The following is a 16,796-nucleotide window of genomic DNA, read 5'->3' as shown; positions in this document are numbered from 1 at the left end:
TCGACCTCTGGTACATCGAGAACCAGAGCCTGCGCCTCGACCTCCAGATCCTCCTGCGCACCGTCCTGGCCGAAATCACCCGCCGCACCAACGCCTTCTGAGCACAGCCGTACGCCCTGCCTCGGGAATGACCTGACGCGGCCGCGACCGCGCCGAACGAGCGCCGATGGGACGGGACAGCCGAAGCGCCTGCTCGGGGCTGCCCTTCACCCAGCCGATGCGCTTGCGATAGGCTGGTGCGTGGCCGATTCACCACCCGCCTTCACGCAGAGCGACGCCCGATGCCCGCCTCCAACACTTTCGGCGCAAGGCTCGAATCCCTCCGGGGTTCGATCCAGCGGAACATCCACGTGGCCCGCCTGGCCGCCACCGTGGAGATGAGCAAGCCGCGCACCCGCGGCACCGGCTACGCGCTCTTCGCCCTCGGCATCGCGCTCGGCGTCCTGATCTCGTTCCTGCTCCAGTTCCTGGCCGTCCTGGTCATGATCGCGCTCGGATTCGCCCTCGGCTACGCTGCCCGGTCCTACGTCTCGAAGCGTCGCAAGGACCGCTTCCTGCAGGAGCGCTTGTTGCGCTGAGCCGATTCTGAAGGGGCCGTCCCCCTGCGGCCCGTTCGGACGAAGCTCCGCCCGGCACAGGACCCTTCTTGCTCGGGACGTAACGTGGGTGAATGCCGCCGCCCGACGTGCCTGTCACAGTCGAAGGGCTGGCCGCGTCCCCCCGATGGCCAGTGTGGCCCTGCTTCGCGTTCCCCCCAATCGACCGCGGGCGGGGCCACCCCTTCGGAGAGGCCCGCCGGAGCATCTCTGCGGAGGAGATCCTCCTTCGCCGCGGGTCTGGGATCGTCTCCTCAGAGAGGGCGCGAGGCGCGCATGCGGGCGAGCTCCATCGCGGCCAGCGCCATGGGGATGCCGATGAGGAGGAGGGCGAAGAGGAGGGCCATGCGTCACCGTCCGGAGGCGTCGGGTTGAGGCAGGCTGTCCGAGCACGCGGGGGCCCGAGGCGAGACCCTGCCCGAGGTATCAGCATCAACGCCGCATCCGGGCAGAGGGTTTCGCGATTCTGCGAATCCGACGGGCATGCCCGCCAGGATCCGGTGCGCGTACATCCGGCGTCACCCGATCCGGCGGCATGGCCGTCGCCGGTCTGGCACCCCGAAGGCGCCACCGGCTTGAGCACACCCTGACGCATCATGGTTAAGGATTGATGAAGGGCCGGGCCTGCGGCGAACAGGATCGGGAACCTGGAGCCCTGCCCCCGACGCAGAGCCTGCCCCGCGCTCGGCGCCGGGCCCCATCTGGGGGCATGCCCGACCGGTCCGCCGAAACGCGCGCCTTCCTGATGACCCTCGCCCGAAACCTGCGCGCCGCCCGGTTGCGCCTCGGCCTTCCCGTGGAGGACCGGGCCTTCCTGGCCGAGGTCGATGTTTTGGTGATCCAGGCCGTGGAGCGGGGAGAGGGCGACGCGATTGATCTCGCCACCCTCGGCCACCTGGCCTGGGCCCTCGGCGTGACCCCGGACGCCTGCTCGCGCAGCCGGGCAGATAGACCCTGCGCCGGGACGCCCTAGCGCAGGGAAGCGCCACTTCAAGAATGTCGCGTACAGGCAAGCTTTGCTATTCGCCTGTCCACAGGAACGGGACGGGGACGTATGACGGCAGAGATCGACACGCGGGTGCGCGGCGCCCGAACGGAGGAAACCCGGGCCGACAAGGCGCGGGCCCAGCGGCTCCGGCGGCTCTGGCGCAGCCACGACACCACCCTGCAATCCAGCGGCCTCGCCCTCGGCCGACCGGTCCTGACCACCAAAGCCGCCACCGCGCGGCCGGATACACCCCAAACTTCGGCAGGCGGCCTCACCGCCCGCGAACTCATCAACATGGCGCGCGCCGCGCGGCGCGACCGGGCCGGCACCCCATCCGGCCCCTTCTCCTGACGACCGGAACACCGCCTCGCGGCTCCCGTTGACGTGGGAACAGGGAGTGAAACCGATGGTCGACGTCTCGCAGATCAAGGAACATGCCGACGTGGTCGGCTCGGACGGCGCCCATGTCGGCACCGTCGATCACGTCGACAAGGGCGAGATCAAGCTGACGAAGAAGGACGCGGCGGCGGGCGGCCTTCACCATTTCATCCCGGTCGACTTCGTCCAGTCCGTCGAGGGCAACACCGTGCGCCTCGACCGGCCGGCCGAGGAGGTCAAGCGGGAATGGTCGACCTCCTGATCGCCCCGCGCCCCTTCGCCGGGTCCGTCGGCGACCGGGTCCGCGCATCCGCCTCGCCGACCCGAAGGAAGAGAACCCATGGCTGATGTCATCACGGGCGATTTCGGCACGAGCCGGGAGGCCCTGGCAGGCCTGGAGCGCGTCTTCGGGGAAGCGGCCGGCCTGCGGGTCGGCCTTCGCCGCATCGAAGCGCCCCACGGCGACGAGCTTCAGGTCACCGTCGGAGCACAGGCGCTGTCGGTTCCCCGGCCCGTGGCCGTCGTCCTGGCCAATGCCGCCGGTGAGGACGAGGCGGACCGCATCGGCAAGGCCGTCCTCGAGGCACTCCAATTGGCGGAGAGCCTGGGCCCAGGGCCATTCTGAGAAGCGGCCATTCTGAAAAAGCGGCCGTTCCGAACAGGTGCACCGATCAATTGACGCTTTTCATCTTGCCAGCCGGCGTCCGAACCGCTTTCCTTCCCGGGCTGCCCGTGCTGGTCCTCGGGTGATTGGCAACAACCTTCAGCGCCCGCGGCCCACCGGCCTGCGGGCGTTCTTCTGTCGGGTCGCCAGATGTCGGTGCGCCAGATATCGGTGCGCCAGGACTGCGCTCAATCCACGGCCGCCCCGTGCAGCTCCGCGCTGGTAAAGCGCTGCTGCTCGGCCATCACGAGGCCGGCGAGTTCGCGCTTGAGGGCGTTGAACTCGCCCGAGGCGGTGTCGCGCGGGCGCGGAATCTCCACCGTCATGTCGCGCTTGATGCGCCCCGGCCGGTAGGTCATCACCAGGATGCGGTCCGCGAGGTAGATCGCCTCCTCGATGGAATGGGTGACGAAGATCACCGTCTTGCGGTACTCGGCCCAGATCCGCAGCAACTCGTCCTGCAGGGTCCGCCGGGTCAGGGCGTCGAGGGCCCCGAAGGGCTCGTCCATCAGCATCACCGGCGGGTCGAGGGCCAGGATGCGGGCGATGGCCACGCGCTGGCGCATGCCGCCCGAGAGGTCCTTCGGGTAGCGCTTGCGGAAATCCGACAGGCCGAGGGTGGCGACGATGCGGTCCACCGTCACCGTGGCGTCGGTCCGCGGCACGCCCCGGATGTCGAGACCGAAGCGGACGTTGTCCTCCACGTTCATCCAGGGGAACAGCGCGTATTCCTGGAAAACCATGCCGCGGTCGGGTCCGGGCTCGGTGACGGGGCGGCCGCCCATGATGATCTGCCCGGCGCTGAGCGGGGTGAAGCCCGCGATGGCGTTGAGCAGGGTGGACTTGCCGCAGCCGGACGGCCCGAGCAGGCAGAGGAACTGCCCCTCCGGCACCGTGGCGGTGATGTCGTCCAGGGCCGGCACGGCGCCGTCGCCCGTCCCGAACACCTTGCTGGCGTGGGCGATCTCGATTTGCGCCGACATGATCAGGCGTCCCGGTTCAGCGTTCAAGGCCGCGATGCCAGCGCAGGAGGTGGTCGTTGAGGCGCGACATCGCCCCGTCGATGATGAGCCCGAGGACGCCGATGGTCAGCATGCCGCCGATGATCTTGTCGGACCACATGTACTCGCGGGCCTCCAGGATGCGGTAGCCGAGCCCGTCCGAGACCGCGATCATCTCGGCGACGATGACCACGATGAAGGCGGTGCCGATGCCGATGCGCATGCCTGCGAGTACGAAGGGACTCGCCGCCGGCAGGATCACCCGGCGAAACATCGTCCAGGAACCGGCCCCGAGGTTGCGGGCGGCGCGGATGTAGATCGAATCCACTTGGCGCACCCCCGCGATGGTGTTGACCAGCACGGGGAAGAAGGTGCCCAGCGCGATCAGGAACAGCGCCGGCGGATTGCCGAGGCCGAACCAGACGATGGCGAGGGGAATGTACGCGATCGGCGGGATCGGCCGCAGGATCTCGAGGAGCGGGCTGAACAGCCCGTAGAGCCGGTCGCTGGTCCCGAGGAGGAGCCCGACCGGCACCGCGAGGCCGGCGCCGAGGCAGAACCCGGTGAGGACCCGGGCGAGACTGGCGATGGCGTCGTGGGGCATCTCGCCGGAGAACACCCAGTGCCAGTAGCCTTCGGTCGCCGGGTCGTAGGGCAGCCCGGGCAGGATGCCCTGGTACCACTTCACCGCCACCGCGCTCGGCGGCGGCAGCACGATGGGGGAGAACACGCCGGCCCGGCTCAGCACCTCCCACAGGATCAGGAGAACGAGGGGGACGATCGCGCCGCGGAGCCGATGCATGGGTCCGCTCAGTTCGTCTTGAGTTCGGCTTTGGCCTTGTCGAGGAGGTCGGTCTTCACCCACTCGGCATCGGATTTCGGCGGGTTCACCATCTTACCGAGGCCGTACTTGACCATGTAGTCGGTCGTGGTCTGCATGTGCCCGGCCGGCACGTCGTAGGTGTACTTGGCGTTGGCCATGCCGTCGCGGAAATCCTGGCTCGAGAGCTGGCCCTTGAACACGGTCTCGCGGACGTATTTCTCGGCCAGCGCCGGGTCGTCGATGAAGGCCTTCGTGGCGGCGACGAACAGCTTGAGCACCTTGGCGGCGACCTCGGGACGCTCGTTGTACATCTTCTCGGTCATCACCAGCGGACGCACCGGCACGCCGATGGGCGTGTCGTAGGGCTTGACCACCTCGGTGGCGTAGCCGGCGCTGATGGCCTGGGTCGATTGCGGCTCGCTCTGGCAGATCACGTCGACGTATTTCTGCGCCAGGGCCTGGTTCAGGTCGGCGTAGTTGTTGAAGTAGATCAGCTGCACGTCCTTGCCGGCCCGCTCGGACCAGGTCATCCCGTGCTTGTCGAGTTCGGCCAGGAGCATCAGGTCCTGGGTGCCGCCGCGGACGGTGGCGACCTTCAGGCCCTTCACGTCCTTGAGGGTCTTGACGGTGTCGAGGTCGGGCCGGCGCAGGATGCGCACGCCGCCATTGGCGAAGCCCGCCACCACGTAGAGCTTCACGCCGTTGCCGCGCGCGGCCACGGCGCCGTCGGCGCCTGAGGCCGAGATGTCGATCTGGTCCACCGCCATGGCGGGGTAGATGTCGGCCCCCTTGGCGAAGACCTTCTCGTCGATCTTCAGGCCGAATTTCGGAGCGATCTCCTTCATGTAGGAGATGGCGCCGTAATGGGCGAATTTCAGGTTGCCGAGGCGCACCACATCCTCGGCCCGGGCGCTGCCGAGCCCCCCCAAGGTCGCGAGAACGAGCAGGGCTGCGCGCGCGGTCGCGTGGCGCTTGAACATCGGCTTCCTCCGGTCGCGGGTCGTGTCGCCCACTTCGTCCGCCGCGAAAACGGTCGGTACAGGGTTGAATAAGCGTATTCTGGATTCGAAAGTAAACCCGCCCGGGAGAGAGTTTTGACAGCCATTGAAATGGATGAAATCGAACGGGTCACCGTGTTGGGCTGCGGAACCCTGGGCGCCAGCTGGGCGGCCCTGTTCCTCGCCCACGGCCTCGACGTGGCGGCCTACGACCCGGCGCCCGGCTTCGCGGCGGCGGCCGTCCGCGCGGTCGAGGCGGCGCGGACGCAGCTGGCCGAGCTCGGCCTGACCGGGCAGGGCACGCTGCGCTTCCACGACCGTCTGGAGGACGCGCTCGCGGGCACGGGCTTCGTGCAGGAGAACGCGCCGGAGAACGAGGCGGTCAAGCGCGCCCTGCTGGCGGAGGTCGATCGCCGGCTGCCCCCGTCGATCCTCGTCGCCTCGAGCACCTCGGCGATGCTGCGCAGCGCCCTCGTGGCCGACTGCGCCCGGCCCGAGCGGATCGTGGTGGCGCACCCGTTCCACCCGCCCCACCTCGTGCCCCTGGTGGAGATCGTGGCCGGCGACCCCGCCACGGCGGCCCGGGCCGCCGCCTTCTACGCCCGGCTCGGGCGCCGGCCGGTGGTGCTCGCCCGCGAGATGCCGGGCCATATCGCCAACCGCCTCGCCTCGGCCCTCTACCGAGAAGCCGTCAACCTCGTGGCCGAAGGGGTGGCGAGCGTCGCCGACATCGACGCCGCCCTGTGCAACGGCCCGGGCCTGCGCTGGGCCGCGATGGGGCCGCACATGACCTATCATCTCGGGGGCGGGGCGGGCGGCATCCGGCACTATCTCGACCACCTCGGTCCGAGCCAGGTCCGGCGCTGGGCCAGCCTCGGGACCCCGGAGCTGACCGAGGACGTCAAGGACCGGATCGTCGCCGGGATCGAGGCGGAGGCTGCCGGCCGCTCGCTCGCGATCCTGACGGAGCGCCGCGACCGCGCGCTCATCGAGATCCTCAAGGCCCGCACCGAGGTGGCGGGGCAGGACCCCTGAGCCACCGCACGCCGCCCGATCCCGGATCGGCCCCGCCCGCATTCCCGAAGGCAGACACAGCGTGAGCGTATCCCGGCAAGAAAGATCGCCAGACCTCCGCCCCCTGGTGGTCCTGACCAATCCCATCCATCCGGAGGCCATCGCCCGGCTCTCGGGCGAGGCCCGGGTGCTCACCGCCGCGGACACCCGGCCCGAGACCCTGCGGGCCCTGGCGGCCGAGGCGGCAGGCCTGATCGTGCGGGCGCAATTGCCCGACGACATCCTCGACCACGCGCCGCTCCTGCGCGGCATCGTGCGCCACGGGGTCGGGCTCGACTTCGTGCCCCTGGAGGCGGCGACGGCCCGCGGCATCCCGGTGGCCAACCTGCCCGGCAGCAACACCCAGGCGGTGGCCGAGTACGTTTTCGCGGCCCTGCTCCACCTGCGCCGCCAGCTCGCGCCCCTGGACCGCACCCTGCGCGAAGCCGGCTGGCTCCCGGCGAAATCCCGGGCGAGCGACCTCGGCGAGATCGGCGGGACGACCCTCGGCGTCCTCGGCACCGGGGAGATCGGCCGCCGGGTCGCCGCCATCGCCCGCCACGGCTTCGGCCTGCGGGTGCTCGGCCATTCCCGAAGCCCGAACACCGCCGGCGGACTGATCGAGCCGGTGGACCGGGAGACCCTGTTCGCGGAAAGCGACGCCGTGGTCGTCGCCTGCCCGCTGACGCCCGAGACCCGCGGCCTCGTCGATGCGGGGCTGATCGGCCGGATGCGGCCCGACGCCGTGCTGATCAACGTGGCGCGCGGTCCCATCGTGCGCGACGACGCCCTCGCGGCAGCCCTGCGGGCGGGGGCGATCGGGGGTGCGGCCCTCGACGTGTTCGGGACCCAGCCGTTACCCGCGGACCATCCCTACTTCGCCTGCCCGAACCTGCTCCTGACCCCGCACGTCGCCGGTACCAGTGCCGCGAGCCTGCGGGTGATGGGCCTCGGCGCCGCCGAGGCGATGCTGTGCATCCTGCGCGGCGTCGCGCCTCCGAACCTCGTCAACCCGGAGGCCCTGCAGAGGGCGGAGTGATCGCGGCCGGCGGCTCGGCCGCGCCACGCAGAGGAGGGTTAAGGAATTCCTGCCGCGCCATGCATGGAGCGCATCATCGTCCCGTCGTCAGAGCGATTGCTGCAGCGCACCATCGGGCCCAGATCACGCTCATCGCGAGCGTCCTGCTCGCCCCCGTCCCGACTGCGCGAGATCGCCATGTCCGCTTCCCCCACCGTCTCCCCGTCCGTCCTGCCGCGCAGCCCGGCCGCCGACGGCCTGTTCGTCCGCATGATCCAGGCCTGGCTCGGCCACTACCAACGGCTGATCGACGCCGGCGCCCATCCGGTCTGAGCGGCCGGCCTAGTCACCGGATCCCGGCCCCGGCCCGGCGAGTTTTCCCTCCCGGACCGGCGGAACGTCGTCGCCTCCCGCTTATCGCCGCCGCCGCAAGCCTGTAGAACAGCCTTCGCCGGAGGGTGGAGCACACCGCCCCCGGGACACGCCTCGACCGCCCGTCGAGAGTGTTCAGCGCGGAGGAGCGGCCGATGGATCTCGGATTGCGCGGCAGGACGGCCCTCGTCCTCGGAGCCGGCGGAGGCCTCGGGCGCGCCATCGCCACGGCGCTGGCGGCCGAGGGCGCCCGGGTCGCGGCGGCCGACATCGATGCCGGTGCCCTCGCGCCCACCCTCGCGGCCATCGCGTCGACCGGGTCGGAGGGGATGGCCCTGACCTGGGACCTCGCCGACCTGTCGCAGATCGAGGGGCACGTCGCCGCCATCGAGGCGCGGCTCGGCCCCGTGGACATCCTCGTCAACAACACCGGCGGCCCGCCGCCGACGCCGGCCTCGGGCCAGGCGCCCGAGCTCTGGACCCGGCACTTCCAGGCCATGGTGGTCTCGGTCATCGCGATCACCGACCGGGTCCTGCCGGGCATGCGCGCCCGGAAATGGGGCCGGGTCATCACCAGCACCTCCTCCGGCATCGTCGCGCCGATCCCGAACCTCGCGATCTCGAACGCGCTGCGGCTCTCCCTGGTCGGCTGGTCCAAGACCCTGGCGCGGGAGGTCGGGGCCGACGGCGTCACGGTCAACGTCGTACTCCCCGGCCGCATCGCGACGCAGCGCATCCTGTTCCTCGACAACGCCAAGGCCGCGCGCGAGGGCCGCGCCGTGGAGGCCGTGACGGCCGAGAGCACGGCCGCGATCCCCCTCGGGCGCTACGGCGATCCGCGCGAGTACGGCGACGTCGTCGCCTTCCTGGCGAGCGCCCGGGCCGCCTACGTCACCGGGTCGGTGACCCGGGTCGATGGCGGGCTGATCCCCAGCGTCTGACGCCCCGAGGTTCCGGGCGGCACGGCCGCGCGGGCGATTCTGCTACTCCGGAGGACACCATGGCTCTCACCAGCGCGATCAAGGGCGTGATCCCGATCGCCCCGACGCCCTTCCATCCCGACGGTCGGGTCGACGAGACCTCCCTCGACCGGATGTCGGATTTCTTCCTCGGCGCGGGCATCGACGGCCTCACCATCCTGGGCCAGCTCGGCGAGGCGCCGAAGCTCGACCATGCCGAGGCGGTGGCCATCGCCCGGCGGGTCATCGGGCGCATGGACGTGCCGGTCCTCGTGGGCGTCTCGGCCCCGGGCTTCGCGGCCATGCGCTCGCTCGCCCGGGAGGTGATGGAGCTGGGTGCGGCCGGCGTCATGATCGGGCCGCCCAACACCCTGCGCACCGACGACCAGGTGGTGGCCTATTACCGCAACGCTGCCGAGGCGATCGGCCCCGACGTGCCCTTCGTGATCCAGGATTACCCGCTCACCTTCTCGGTGGTGATGACGCCCGCCGTCATCCGCCGGATCGTCACCGAGACCCCGTCCTGCGTCATGCTCAAGCACGAGGACTGGCCGGGCCTCGACAAGATCACCGCCCTGCGCGGCTTCGAGCAGGATGGCTCGATGCGCCACATCGCGATCCTCACCGGCAACGGCGGCCTGTTCCTCGACTTCGAGATGGAGCGCGGCGCGGACGGGGCCAATACCGGCTACGCCTTCCCGGAGATGCTCGTCGACGTCGTGCGCCTGTCGCGGGCCGGCGAGCGCGATGCGGCCCACGACCTCTTCGACGCGCACCTGCCGTATTTGCGATACGAACAGCAGCAGGGCCCCCTGGGCCTGGCGGTGCGCAAGTACGTCTTCCGGAAGCGCGGGATCTTCGCCTCGGACGCCCAGCGCAAACCGGCCGCGAGCCTGTCGGCGCAGGGCCGGGCGGAGGTCGACTACCTCCTGTCGCGCATCGCCCGCGTCGACCCGCGGGCCGGCGTGGCCCCCTGATCCCCGGAACCGGACGAGCATCATGAGCAAGGGTCTGCGCAAGGGCCTCACCAGCTACGGCGACGCGGGCTTCTCCCTGTTCCTGCGCAAGGCCTTTATCAAGGCGGCGGGCTACTCGGACGACGCCCTCGACCGGCCCATCGTGGGCATCACCAACACGGCGAGCGACTACAATCCGTGCCACGGCAATGCCCCGGCCCTGATCGAGGCGGCCAAGCGCGGGGTGATGCTGGCCGGCGGCCTGCCCATGGTGTTCCCGACGATCTCGATCCACGAGAGCTTCGCGCACCCGACCTCGATGTTCCTGCGCAACCTCATGGCGATGGACACCGAGGAGATGCTGCGGGCCCAGCCGATGGACGCCGTCATCGTCATCGGCGGCTGCGACAAGACCCTGCCGGCGCAGATCATGGCGGCGGCCAGCGTCGACCTGCCGACCGTGGTCATCCCCGTGGGTCCCATGGTGGTCGGCCATCACAAGGGCGAGGTGCTGGGCGCCTGCACCGATTGCCGCCGGCTCTGGAGCGCGCACCGCGCCGGCGAGATCGACGAAGACGAGATCGAGCGCGTCAACGGCCGCCTCGCCCCCTCGGTGGGCACCTGCATGGTGATGGGCACCGCCAGCACCATGGCCTGCGTGACGGAGGCGCTCGGCCTGTCCCTGCCGATGAGCGCCACGGTGCCGGCGCCCCATGCCGAGCGGATCCGCATCGCCGAATCGAGCGGGCGCCGCGCCACCGAGATGGCCCTGTCTGGCGGCCCGCGCCCGAGCGCGCTCCTCACCCCAGCCGCCTTCCGCAACGCCGAGGTTGTGCTGCAGGCGATCGGTGGCTCCACCAACGGCCTGATCCACCTGACCGCCATCGCCAACCGGACGCCGCACGGCATCGACCTCGACGCCTTCGACACCCTCGGGCGCGCGGTGCCGGTGCTCGTGGACCTGAAGCCCTCCGGCCAGCACTACATGGAGCACTTCCACCATGCCGGCGGCGTGCCGGCCCTGCTCCGGAACCTCGGATCGCTGATCGACCTGGAGGCCGCCACGGTCGCGGGCGGGACCCTGCGCGACGTGGTGGCGGCGGCCGAGGCGGTGCCGGGGCAGACCGTGATCCGCTCCGCCGACGATCCGATAAAGCCCGTGGGCGCCATGGCGGTGCTGCGCGGCAACCTCGCTCCGCGCGGCGCCCTGATCAAGCACAGCGCCGCGAGCCCGGCCCTGCTCCAGCATACCGGCCGGGCGGTGGTGTTCGGCTCCATCGCCGACATGACCACCCGAATCGACGACCCCGACCTCGATGTCCGGCCGGACGACGTCCTCGTGCTCCAGAACGGCGGCCCCAAGGGCGCGCCGGGCATGCCGGAGGCGGGCTACCTGCCGATCCCGAAGAAGCTCCTGGCGCGCGGGATCAAGGACATGGTGCGCATCTCCGACGCCCGGATGAGCGGCACGGCCTTCGGCACCGTCGTGCTCCACATCACGCCGGAATCGGCCGTCGGCGGTCCCATCGGGCTCGTCCGGACCGGAGACCGCATCCGCCTCGACACCGCCGGCCGACGCATCGACGTCCTCGTGGACGACGCGGAACTGGAGGCCCGCCGCGCCGCCCTCGGCCCGGTGCAACGACCGGACTGGGCACGGCGCGGCTACGCGCACCTGTTCTACGGGTCGGTTCTGCAGGCGGACGAGGGCTGCGACTTCGACTTCCTGCGCGCCGAGCCGATACCGGACAGCGAGGGCTAGAGCCGCCCTTGTCACGCCGCGGGGGCGACCGCGCGGGATGCCGGCTGCCGCGTGAGGACGAAGAAGCCGAGGGCGGCGGCGAAGATGACGGCACCGAATGCCGCCGCGATCCCCAGCACGAGGCCGAATCCGCCCCGGTCGTGCAGCAGGGCGATCATTGGCACCACGAACCCGCTGATGGTGAAGCCGAGGAAGTAGCGCACGCTGTAGGCCCTGGCGCGGTAGAGCGGGGGCACGTAGCGGGCCACCATTGCGTCGTTGATCACGACCTGCCCGTAGAGGGCCGCCATCGTCAGCACGAGGCCGGCCAGGAGCGGGACGCCCGTGCTCACCGCCGCGAGGCCGAGGCCGAGGGGCTGCAGGACGGACAGGCCGAGGAAGAGGACCGGCAGGCTGTAGCGGTCGATCAGGCGGCCCATCAGCAGTTGGGTCAGGGCACCGAAAACGAAGACGAGCGTGGCCACCGATCCGATCAGCAGCAGGGGCAGCCCGTCGCCGACGCGCTCGTCGACCACCTTCGGCAGGGCGATCGTGGTGATGTTGAAGGTCATCCCGCCCGCCACGATCGCGAAGGCGAACACCAGCAGAAGCGGGATCGGGCGCGCGACCGGGATGACGGGCCTTGCCCCGGCTTGGCCCTGCGATCCGGTGCCGTCGCCGGGCACGAGGGCCAGGAACGCCGCCCCACAGGCGAGGCAGAACAGGCCCGGCACGACGAAGGCCGCCTGCCAACCGAACGCCGTGGCGAGGAGCGCCGTCACGCCGGAGGCTGTGGCGGCCCCGAGATTACCCCAGACGCCGTTCACGCCGAGGTCGCGCCCCAGGCGACGGGCATGGCTCACCAGCATGGTGGAGCCGACGGGGTGATAGATGGCCGAGGCGAGCCCGAGCACGCAGAGCCACACCATGAACGCCGTCGGGTTGCCGGCGCTCGCCACGCCGAAGCAGGAGAGGCCGTAGCCGAAGAAGAAGATCGCCAGCAGGGTGCGGCGCCCGAACCGGTCGGCGAGCCAGCCCATCGGCAGGGCGCAGAGCCCGAAGGCCACGAAGGCGCCGGTGGCGAGCTGGATCAGTTCGCCGTAGCTCAGGCCCGTCTGCGTCGCGATCGCGATCACCGCGGTGGGGTAGATCAGCAGGACGAAGTGGTCGAGGGCATGCGCCACGTTGACGAAGCGCAGAGTCCGACGGGACAGGGTTTCGGCGTCCATCGGTCGGGCCTCTCCTCCGGCAGGAATCCTCTCGGGCTGCGGCTGGTGCCGACGCACCGGCCGCCTTCCGCAGGGACTTGCCTCCCGTTTATCTGACCCGTTGAATGGCGTCGGGCCGAATGTGTACGCGATCGGGCCAGGGAGACGCCGATGCGCTCAATCCGGGCGGAAGATTACCAGGTTGTCCCGCGTGCGGTCGCGGTGATGCCCAAGACCTTCGCGGCCGGCAGCAGCACGGACTGGCACCACCATCCGCGGGCCCAGTTCCTCTACGCCACCGCCGGCCTGATGATGGCCACGGCGGAGGCTGGGACCTGGGTCGTGCCGGAAGGCCATGCCCTGTGGATTCCGCCGGGCCTGCCGCACGCCGTCGTCATGCACGGAGATGTGGCGATGTGCTCGGCCTATCTTGCACGGGAGGCGATCGCCGGCTTTCCGGGTCGGGCCCGGGTGATCGAAGTCTCGGCCCTCCTCGCTGCGGCGCTGGTCGCCCTCACGAACGAGCCTGTGCTCTACGACGAGACCGGCCGGGGCGGGCACTTGGAGGCCATCATTCTCGACGAGATCGGACGCGCCCCCGAGACGCGCCTGACCCTGCCCCTGCCACGCGATGCCCGGCTCCGCCGGGTCTGCCTCGGGTTGATCGACGACCCGGCGGGAGCACGCGATCTCGATGCCTGGGCCGAGCGGGCGGGCCTGAGCCGCCGGACGCTGACGCGAGGATTCCGCCGGGAGACGGGTCTGACCTTCGGGCAATGGCGGGCGAGGGCCCGGGTCGTTCGGGCCCTCGCCCTCGCGGTCGATGGACAGGCGCCGCGCGAGGTGGCGGCCTCGGTCGGCTACCGCAGCCTCCAGGCCTTGCGGAGCCGGACACAGGCCCTGGTCGGCGGTGCGTGGGATGCCTGACGGGATCTCCCGTCCCGGAGGCGGCGTCCGGTGCCGCCGGCGAAGCGCATGAAAAAGCCCGCCCGGGCGAGACCGGGCGGGCGTCCTGATGGTGCCGTCGGCGTCAGGCGATCAGCAATCGTCGCCCTTCTTGCCGATCTCCTGGTTCGCGCCGGCATTGTTCATGGCACCCACCGTCCCGGGCGAGGCCGGCTGCTGGCCGCCCGCGAGGTTCTTGCTGGATGTGCCGACGCCGCCGCCCTGGTCGTTCTTGGCCTCCGAACCAGGCTTATCACCGACCATCTGGTTGGCGCCGACGTTGTTCATCGCGCCGACCGTTCCGGGGGAGGCGGGCTGCTGGCCGCCCGCGAGGTTCTTGCTGCCCTGATCGGCCGTCGAGCTCTTGTCGTTCATCGTCTGCTGGCCCGGGCTGGTGCCCTTCGTCGAACCGGTGTTGCAGGGCGCGGCGAGCGCGGTCCCGGCCGTGATCGCGAAAATGGCAGCGGCTCCGGCAATCGTCGAGATTTTCACGTGGCGTTCCTCCGAGGGTGATGTCGGGAAGTATAATTCCGCGCCCGCGGATCGGTTCCCCGCCAGGATGGATCGTCCGGCAATAGAAATTGCCAACATGTCTCGGCATATCTCTGCCGCGCGTGCGCGATCGCCTGCACGCCGACGCCGGTCGCCCAAGATCATGGCGCCGCCGCAGTCTCTTTTTCGCAGCCAGCATTATTCGGTTGCCGGCAAGATCGTTCAGCCCCGGGCTCGGCCAATGCGCCGGTTGATGAAGACCCACGGGGCCGGCTCCTTGTTCTGTCACGCCCCCTCGAGGCTGTTTTCGGGTCCGGATCGGTGCCGACGGCGCAGCTTCGTCCGCCCGATCTCCCTCGCACCGGCGCCCCGCGCTGAGGCGGAAAGCCGGGTGAGCCCACTCGGCCGGAATCGCTCTTCAGCCGACGCAAATATCCGCTAGAGGCTGGGTATCCGGCCCGACGCCGCGAAGAGGTTCGCCATGTCAGTTATCATGCCCTCAGATATCTTGCCCGAAGCCGTACCCGAAGCCTTCGATCCCCAGCCTGCCGCGGACCTGCTGCTGGCGGCCTATCGCGCGGGGCGGCAGCTCGTTGAACTGCCCGAGGCCGTACGTCCGCGCACGATGTCCGAGGGCTACGACGTCCAGGACCGGCTCGTGGCTGCGCTCGGTGCGGAGTCTGCTGGCTGGAAGCTCGCCATCGGCAGCCACAAGGGCAAGCGCGGCTCGGGAGTCGGCCGCTCCATCGCCGGGCGGGTGCTGCGGGACCGGCTCCATGGGAACGGGGCCCGACTGCAGATGCCGCATGCCGGGGCGGTGACGATCGAGTTCGAGATCGCCTACGGAATCGCCCGTGACATCGCCCCCGACGCTCCCGTGGTTCCGGCGGCCGAGGTCGTCGGCGAGACCCGGGCGGCGTTCGAGCTCGTGCTGTCCCGCTACGTCGACCGCCGTGCCGTTGGCTGGCCGAGCTTCGCGGCCGACAATTCGGCTTTCCAGGCCCTGGTGCTCGGCCCCGTGCTGGCCACGGGAGACCTCGCCGAAGTGGCACGCAGCCTCGTGGTCGAAGTCGACGGCGTGGAGCGGGTCCGGGCCGTCACCGGGGAGGACGCGACGGATCCCCTGGCCGCACTCACCGACCTGATGGCCGTGGCGCGCGAGCGTGGCATGACGATCCCGGCCGGCAGCCTCGTCTCCACGGGTACGCTCTCGGTGCCCTTCGACCTGACCGGCCCGGGTCGGATCACGGCCCGGTTCCTCGGCCAAAGCCTCGGGTTCACGCTCCTGCCGGTTTGACCGGATCGCTCGCGGAGCGCTCGGCCTCCGCCGCCCGCCGTGCCGCGCAGTCCGCCCGGATCTCGGCGCTCGATGCCCCCAGGGCCGGCGGCATGTGGCGGACGGGCAGGCGCTCTCCGTCGAGGCGGTAGGGTGGGGCCAGGACGTAGGCAGCAGGGACAGGGGTGGCAGGGACATGGGCGGCAGGAACATGGGCGGCGGGATCGGCGTCGCCGCCCTGCGGCAGCACGAGATTGCCGGCGCGGGCGCGGTCGGAGGTCAGGGCCTCGTGCAGGCCCAGGACCTCGCCGCAGGGGATACCGGCTGCGTCCAGCCGGGCGATTAGGTCGGCTCGGGTCCAGCGGGCCAGTTCGGCCTCGATCGCCGGCAGGAACTGCGCGCGGTTGCGTGAGCGCTCCAGGTTCGTGGCGAAGCGCGGGTCCGCGGCGAGGTCCGGTCGCGCCAGGACCGCCTCGCAAAGGCGGCGGTACTGCCCGTTGTTGCCTACCGCCAGCACGATGGGCCCGTCGCCGGCCTGGAACACGCCGTAGGGGGCGATGGACGGATGGGCGTTGCCGGCGCGCACAGGATCGTGCCCGCGCACCATCGCCTCCAGCCCGCAATAGGCGGTGAGCGCCAATCCGCAATCGAACAGGGCGAGCTCGATGTGACGCCCGCGCCCGGTGCGCTCGCGCTCGAACAGGGCGGCGAGCACCCCTTGGGCCGCGTATTGCCCCGTGAAGAGGTCGACCGCCGCGAGGCCGAACTTGAGGGGCGGCCGCTCGGCCTCGCCGTTGAGCGCCATCAGGCCGGCCTCGCCCTGCACCACGATGTCGTAGCCCGGGCGGGTCGCCTCCGGCCCGTCCGAGGCGTAGCCGGAGATCGAGCAGTAGATCAGGCGCGGATTCTCGGCGCTCAAGGTCGCGTAGCCGAGGCCGAGGCGATCGGCGCCCCCGGTCTTGAAGTTCTGCACCACCACGTCGCAGGTGCGGGCGAGGTCGCGCGCCACGGCAAGGCCCTCCGGGGTGGCAAGGTCGAGGGTGATCGAGCGCTTGTTGCGGTTGGCGGCGTCGAAGTACGAGGTGTTGCTGGGGCCCGTACGCAGGCCCCAGTCGCGGGTGTCGTCGCCGCGTTCCGGATGCTCGACCTTGATCACCTCGGCGCCGAGGTCGCCGAGGCACATGGCGCTCCAGGGCCCGGCGAGCACGCGCGAGAGGTCGAGGACGCGGATGCCGTCGAGCGGCAGAGGCCGCGCAGGAGAGCGGGGGCCGTCATCGCGCGCCGTCGTCTCGACCATGGTCCGTTCCCCTCTCGTGCGGGCGGCATCC

19 protein-coding genes are annotated in these 16,796 nt (G+C 70.8%); 13 read left to right on the top strand and 6 right to left on the bottom strand.

The window, feature by feature from the left end; translation table 11 throughout:
- The first annotated feature begins 281 nt into the window (after window positions 1-281).
- The 5 genes from ASF58_RS11245 (at window position 282) to ASF58_RS11225 (ending at window position 2,587) form a co-directional block, all read left to right on the top strand.
- A complete protein-coding gene (locus tag ASF58_RS11245) occupies window positions 282-578 on the top strand; it encodes a hypothetical protein (RefSeq protein WP_055951748.1) in 297 nt (98 codons plus the stop codon).
- A 727-nt stretch (window positions 579-1,305) separates the two neighbouring features.
- On the top strand, window positions 1,306-1,569 hold the full coding sequence (locus ASF58_RS11240; RefSeq protein WP_055951745.1) for a helix-turn-helix domain-containing protein: 264 nt from the start codon (window positions 1,306-1,308) through the stop codon (window positions 1,567-1,569).
- An 81-nt stretch (window positions 1,570-1,650) separates the two neighbouring features.
- Window positions 1,651-1,935 carry a hypothetical protein gene (locus ASF58_RS11235; protein WP_055951742.1) on the top strand — a complete coding sequence of 95 codons (285 nt, stop codon included), beginning with the start codon at window positions 1,651-1,653 and terminating at the stop codon, window positions 1,933-1,935.
- 55 nt (window positions 1,936-1,990) lie between these two features.
- On the top strand, window positions 1,991-2,224 hold the full coding sequence (locus ASF58_RS11230; protein WP_055951739.1) for a DUF2171 domain-containing protein: 234 nt from the start codon (window positions 1,991-1,993) through the stop codon (window positions 2,222-2,224).
- 78 nt (window positions 2,225-2,302) lie between these two features.
- Window positions 2,303-2,587: a hypothetical protein gene (locus tag ASF58_RS11225; protein ID WP_055951736.1), complete on the top strand. Its 285-nt coding sequence runs from the start codon at window positions 2,303-2,305 to the stop codon at window positions 2,585-2,587.
- Between the two features lie 227 nt (window positions 2,588-2,814).
- Here ASF58_RS11225 and ASF58_RS11220 read toward each other — a convergent pair whose 3' ends face one another.
- The 3 genes from ASF58_RS11220 to ASF58_RS11210 are packed head-to-tail and all read right to left on the bottom strand — an operon-like array spanning window position 2,815 to window position 5,430.
- The gene (locus ASF58_RS11220) at window positions 2,815-3,609 is read right to left on the bottom strand and encodes an ABC transporter ATP-binding protein (protein ID WP_055951733.1); all 795 of its coding nucleotides are present in this window, start codon (window positions 3,607-3,609) and stop codon (window positions 2,815-2,817) included.
- Window positions 3,610-3,625: 16 nt separating this feature from the next.
- On the bottom strand, window positions 3,626-4,429 hold the full coding sequence (locus ASF58_RS11215; RefSeq protein WP_055951730.1) for an ABC transporter permease: 804 nt from the start codon (window positions 4,427-4,429) through the stop codon (window positions 3,626-3,628).
- A gap of 8 nt (window positions 4,430-4,437) precedes the next feature.
- Window positions 4,438-5,430, bottom strand: a complete 993-nt coding sequence (locus tag ASF58_RS11210; RefSeq protein ID WP_082513001.1) for an ABC transporter substrate-binding protein — start codon at window positions 5,428-5,430, stop codon at window positions 4,438-4,440.
- A gap of 129 nt (window positions 5,431-5,559) precedes the next feature.
- Between ASF58_RS11210 and ASF58_RS11205 the strand changes: the two genes are divergently transcribed.
- From ASF58_RS11205 to ASF58_RS11185, 6 genes are all read left to right on the top strand, one after another.
- Window positions 5,560-6,483 carry a 3-hydroxyacyl-CoA dehydrogenase NAD-binding domain-containing protein gene (locus tag ASF58_RS11205; protein WP_055951728.1) on the top strand — a complete coding sequence of 308 codons (924 nt, stop codon included), beginning with the start codon at window positions 5,560-5,562 and terminating at the stop codon, window positions 6,481-6,483.
- Between the two features lie 106 nt (window positions 6,484-6,589).
- Entirely contained in the window at window positions 6,590-7,540 is a 951-nt protein-coding gene (locus ASF58_RS11200; RefSeq protein ID WP_244477284.1) for an NAD(P)-dependent oxidoreductase, read from the top strand.
- Between the two features lie 177 nt (window positions 7,541-7,717).
- Window positions 7,718-7,852: a hypothetical protein gene (locus tag ASF58_RS27470; protein ID WP_280137539.1), complete on the top strand. Its 135-nt coding sequence runs from the start codon at window positions 7,718-7,720 to the stop codon at window positions 7,850-7,852.
- Between the two features lie 194 nt (window positions 7,853-8,046).
- Entirely contained in the window at window positions 8,047-8,832 is a 786-nt protein-coding gene (locus ASF58_RS11195) for an SDR family oxidoreductase (protein ID WP_055951723.1), read from the top strand.
- A 59-nt stretch (window positions 8,833-8,891) separates the two neighbouring features.
- The gene (locus ASF58_RS11190) at window positions 8,892-9,827 is read left to right on the top strand and encodes a dihydrodipicolinate synthase family protein (RefSeq protein WP_055951719.1); all 936 of its coding nucleotides are present in this window, start codon (window positions 8,892-8,894) and stop codon (window positions 9,825-9,827) included.
- 22 nt (window positions 9,828-9,849) lie between these two features.
- Window positions 9,850-11,568, top strand: coding sequence for an IlvD/Edd family dehydratase (locus ASF58_RS11185; protein ID WP_055951715.1), 1,719 nt, complete (start codon window positions 9,850-9,852; stop codon window positions 11,566-11,568).
- An 11-nt stretch (window positions 11,569-11,579) separates the two neighbouring features.
- On the opposite strand, the gene ASF58_RS11180 is transcribed toward ASF58_RS11185, so the two are convergent.
- On the bottom strand, window positions 11,580-12,776 hold the full coding sequence (locus ASF58_RS11180; RefSeq protein WP_055951712.1) for an MFS transporter: 1,197 nt from the start codon (window positions 12,774-12,776) through the stop codon (window positions 11,580-11,582).
- A 150-nt stretch (window positions 12,777-12,926) separates the two neighbouring features.
- On the opposite strand from ASF58_RS11180, the gene ASF58_RS11175 reads away from it, so the two are divergent.
- Window positions 12,927-13,682 carry a helix-turn-helix transcriptional regulator gene (locus tag ASF58_RS11175; RefSeq protein WP_055951710.1) on the top strand — a complete coding sequence of 252 codons (756 nt, stop codon included), beginning with the start codon at window positions 12,927-12,929 and terminating at the stop codon, window positions 13,680-13,682.
- Window positions 13,683-13,793: 111 nt separating this feature from the next.
- On the opposite strand, the gene ASF58_RS11170 is transcribed toward ASF58_RS11175, so the two are convergent.
- Window positions 13,794-14,192, bottom strand: coding sequence for a hypothetical protein (locus ASF58_RS11170; protein ID WP_055951708.1), 399 nt, complete (start codon window positions 14,190-14,192; stop codon window positions 13,794-13,796).
- Between the two features lie 493 nt (window positions 14,193-14,685).
- Here ASF58_RS11170 and ASF58_RS11165 point away from each other — a divergent pair, with 493 nt between their 5' ends.
- On the top strand, window positions 14,686-15,489 hold the full coding sequence (locus ASF58_RS11165) for a fumarylacetoacetate hydrolase family protein (protein WP_055951705.1): 804 nt from the start codon (window positions 14,686-14,688) through the stop codon (window positions 15,487-15,489).
- Here the strand turns inward: ASF58_RS11165 and ASF58_RS11160 are convergent.
- Window positions 15,470-16,765, bottom strand: coding sequence for a CoA transferase (locus ASF58_RS11160; RefSeq protein ID WP_055951701.1), 1,296 nt, complete (start codon window positions 16,763-16,765; stop codon window positions 15,470-15,472). The genes ASF58_RS11165 and ASF58_RS11160 overlap by 20 nt on opposite strands.
- Window positions 16,766-16,796 lie beyond the last annotated feature (31 nt).

The organism is Methylobacterium sp. Leaf125 (assembly GCF_001423085.1).
Classification (GTDB): domain Bacteria; phylum Pseudomonadota; class Alphaproteobacteria; order Rhizobiales; family Beijerinckiaceae; genus Methylobacterium.
This window is presented reverse-complemented; position numbering and strand designations above follow the sequence as displayed.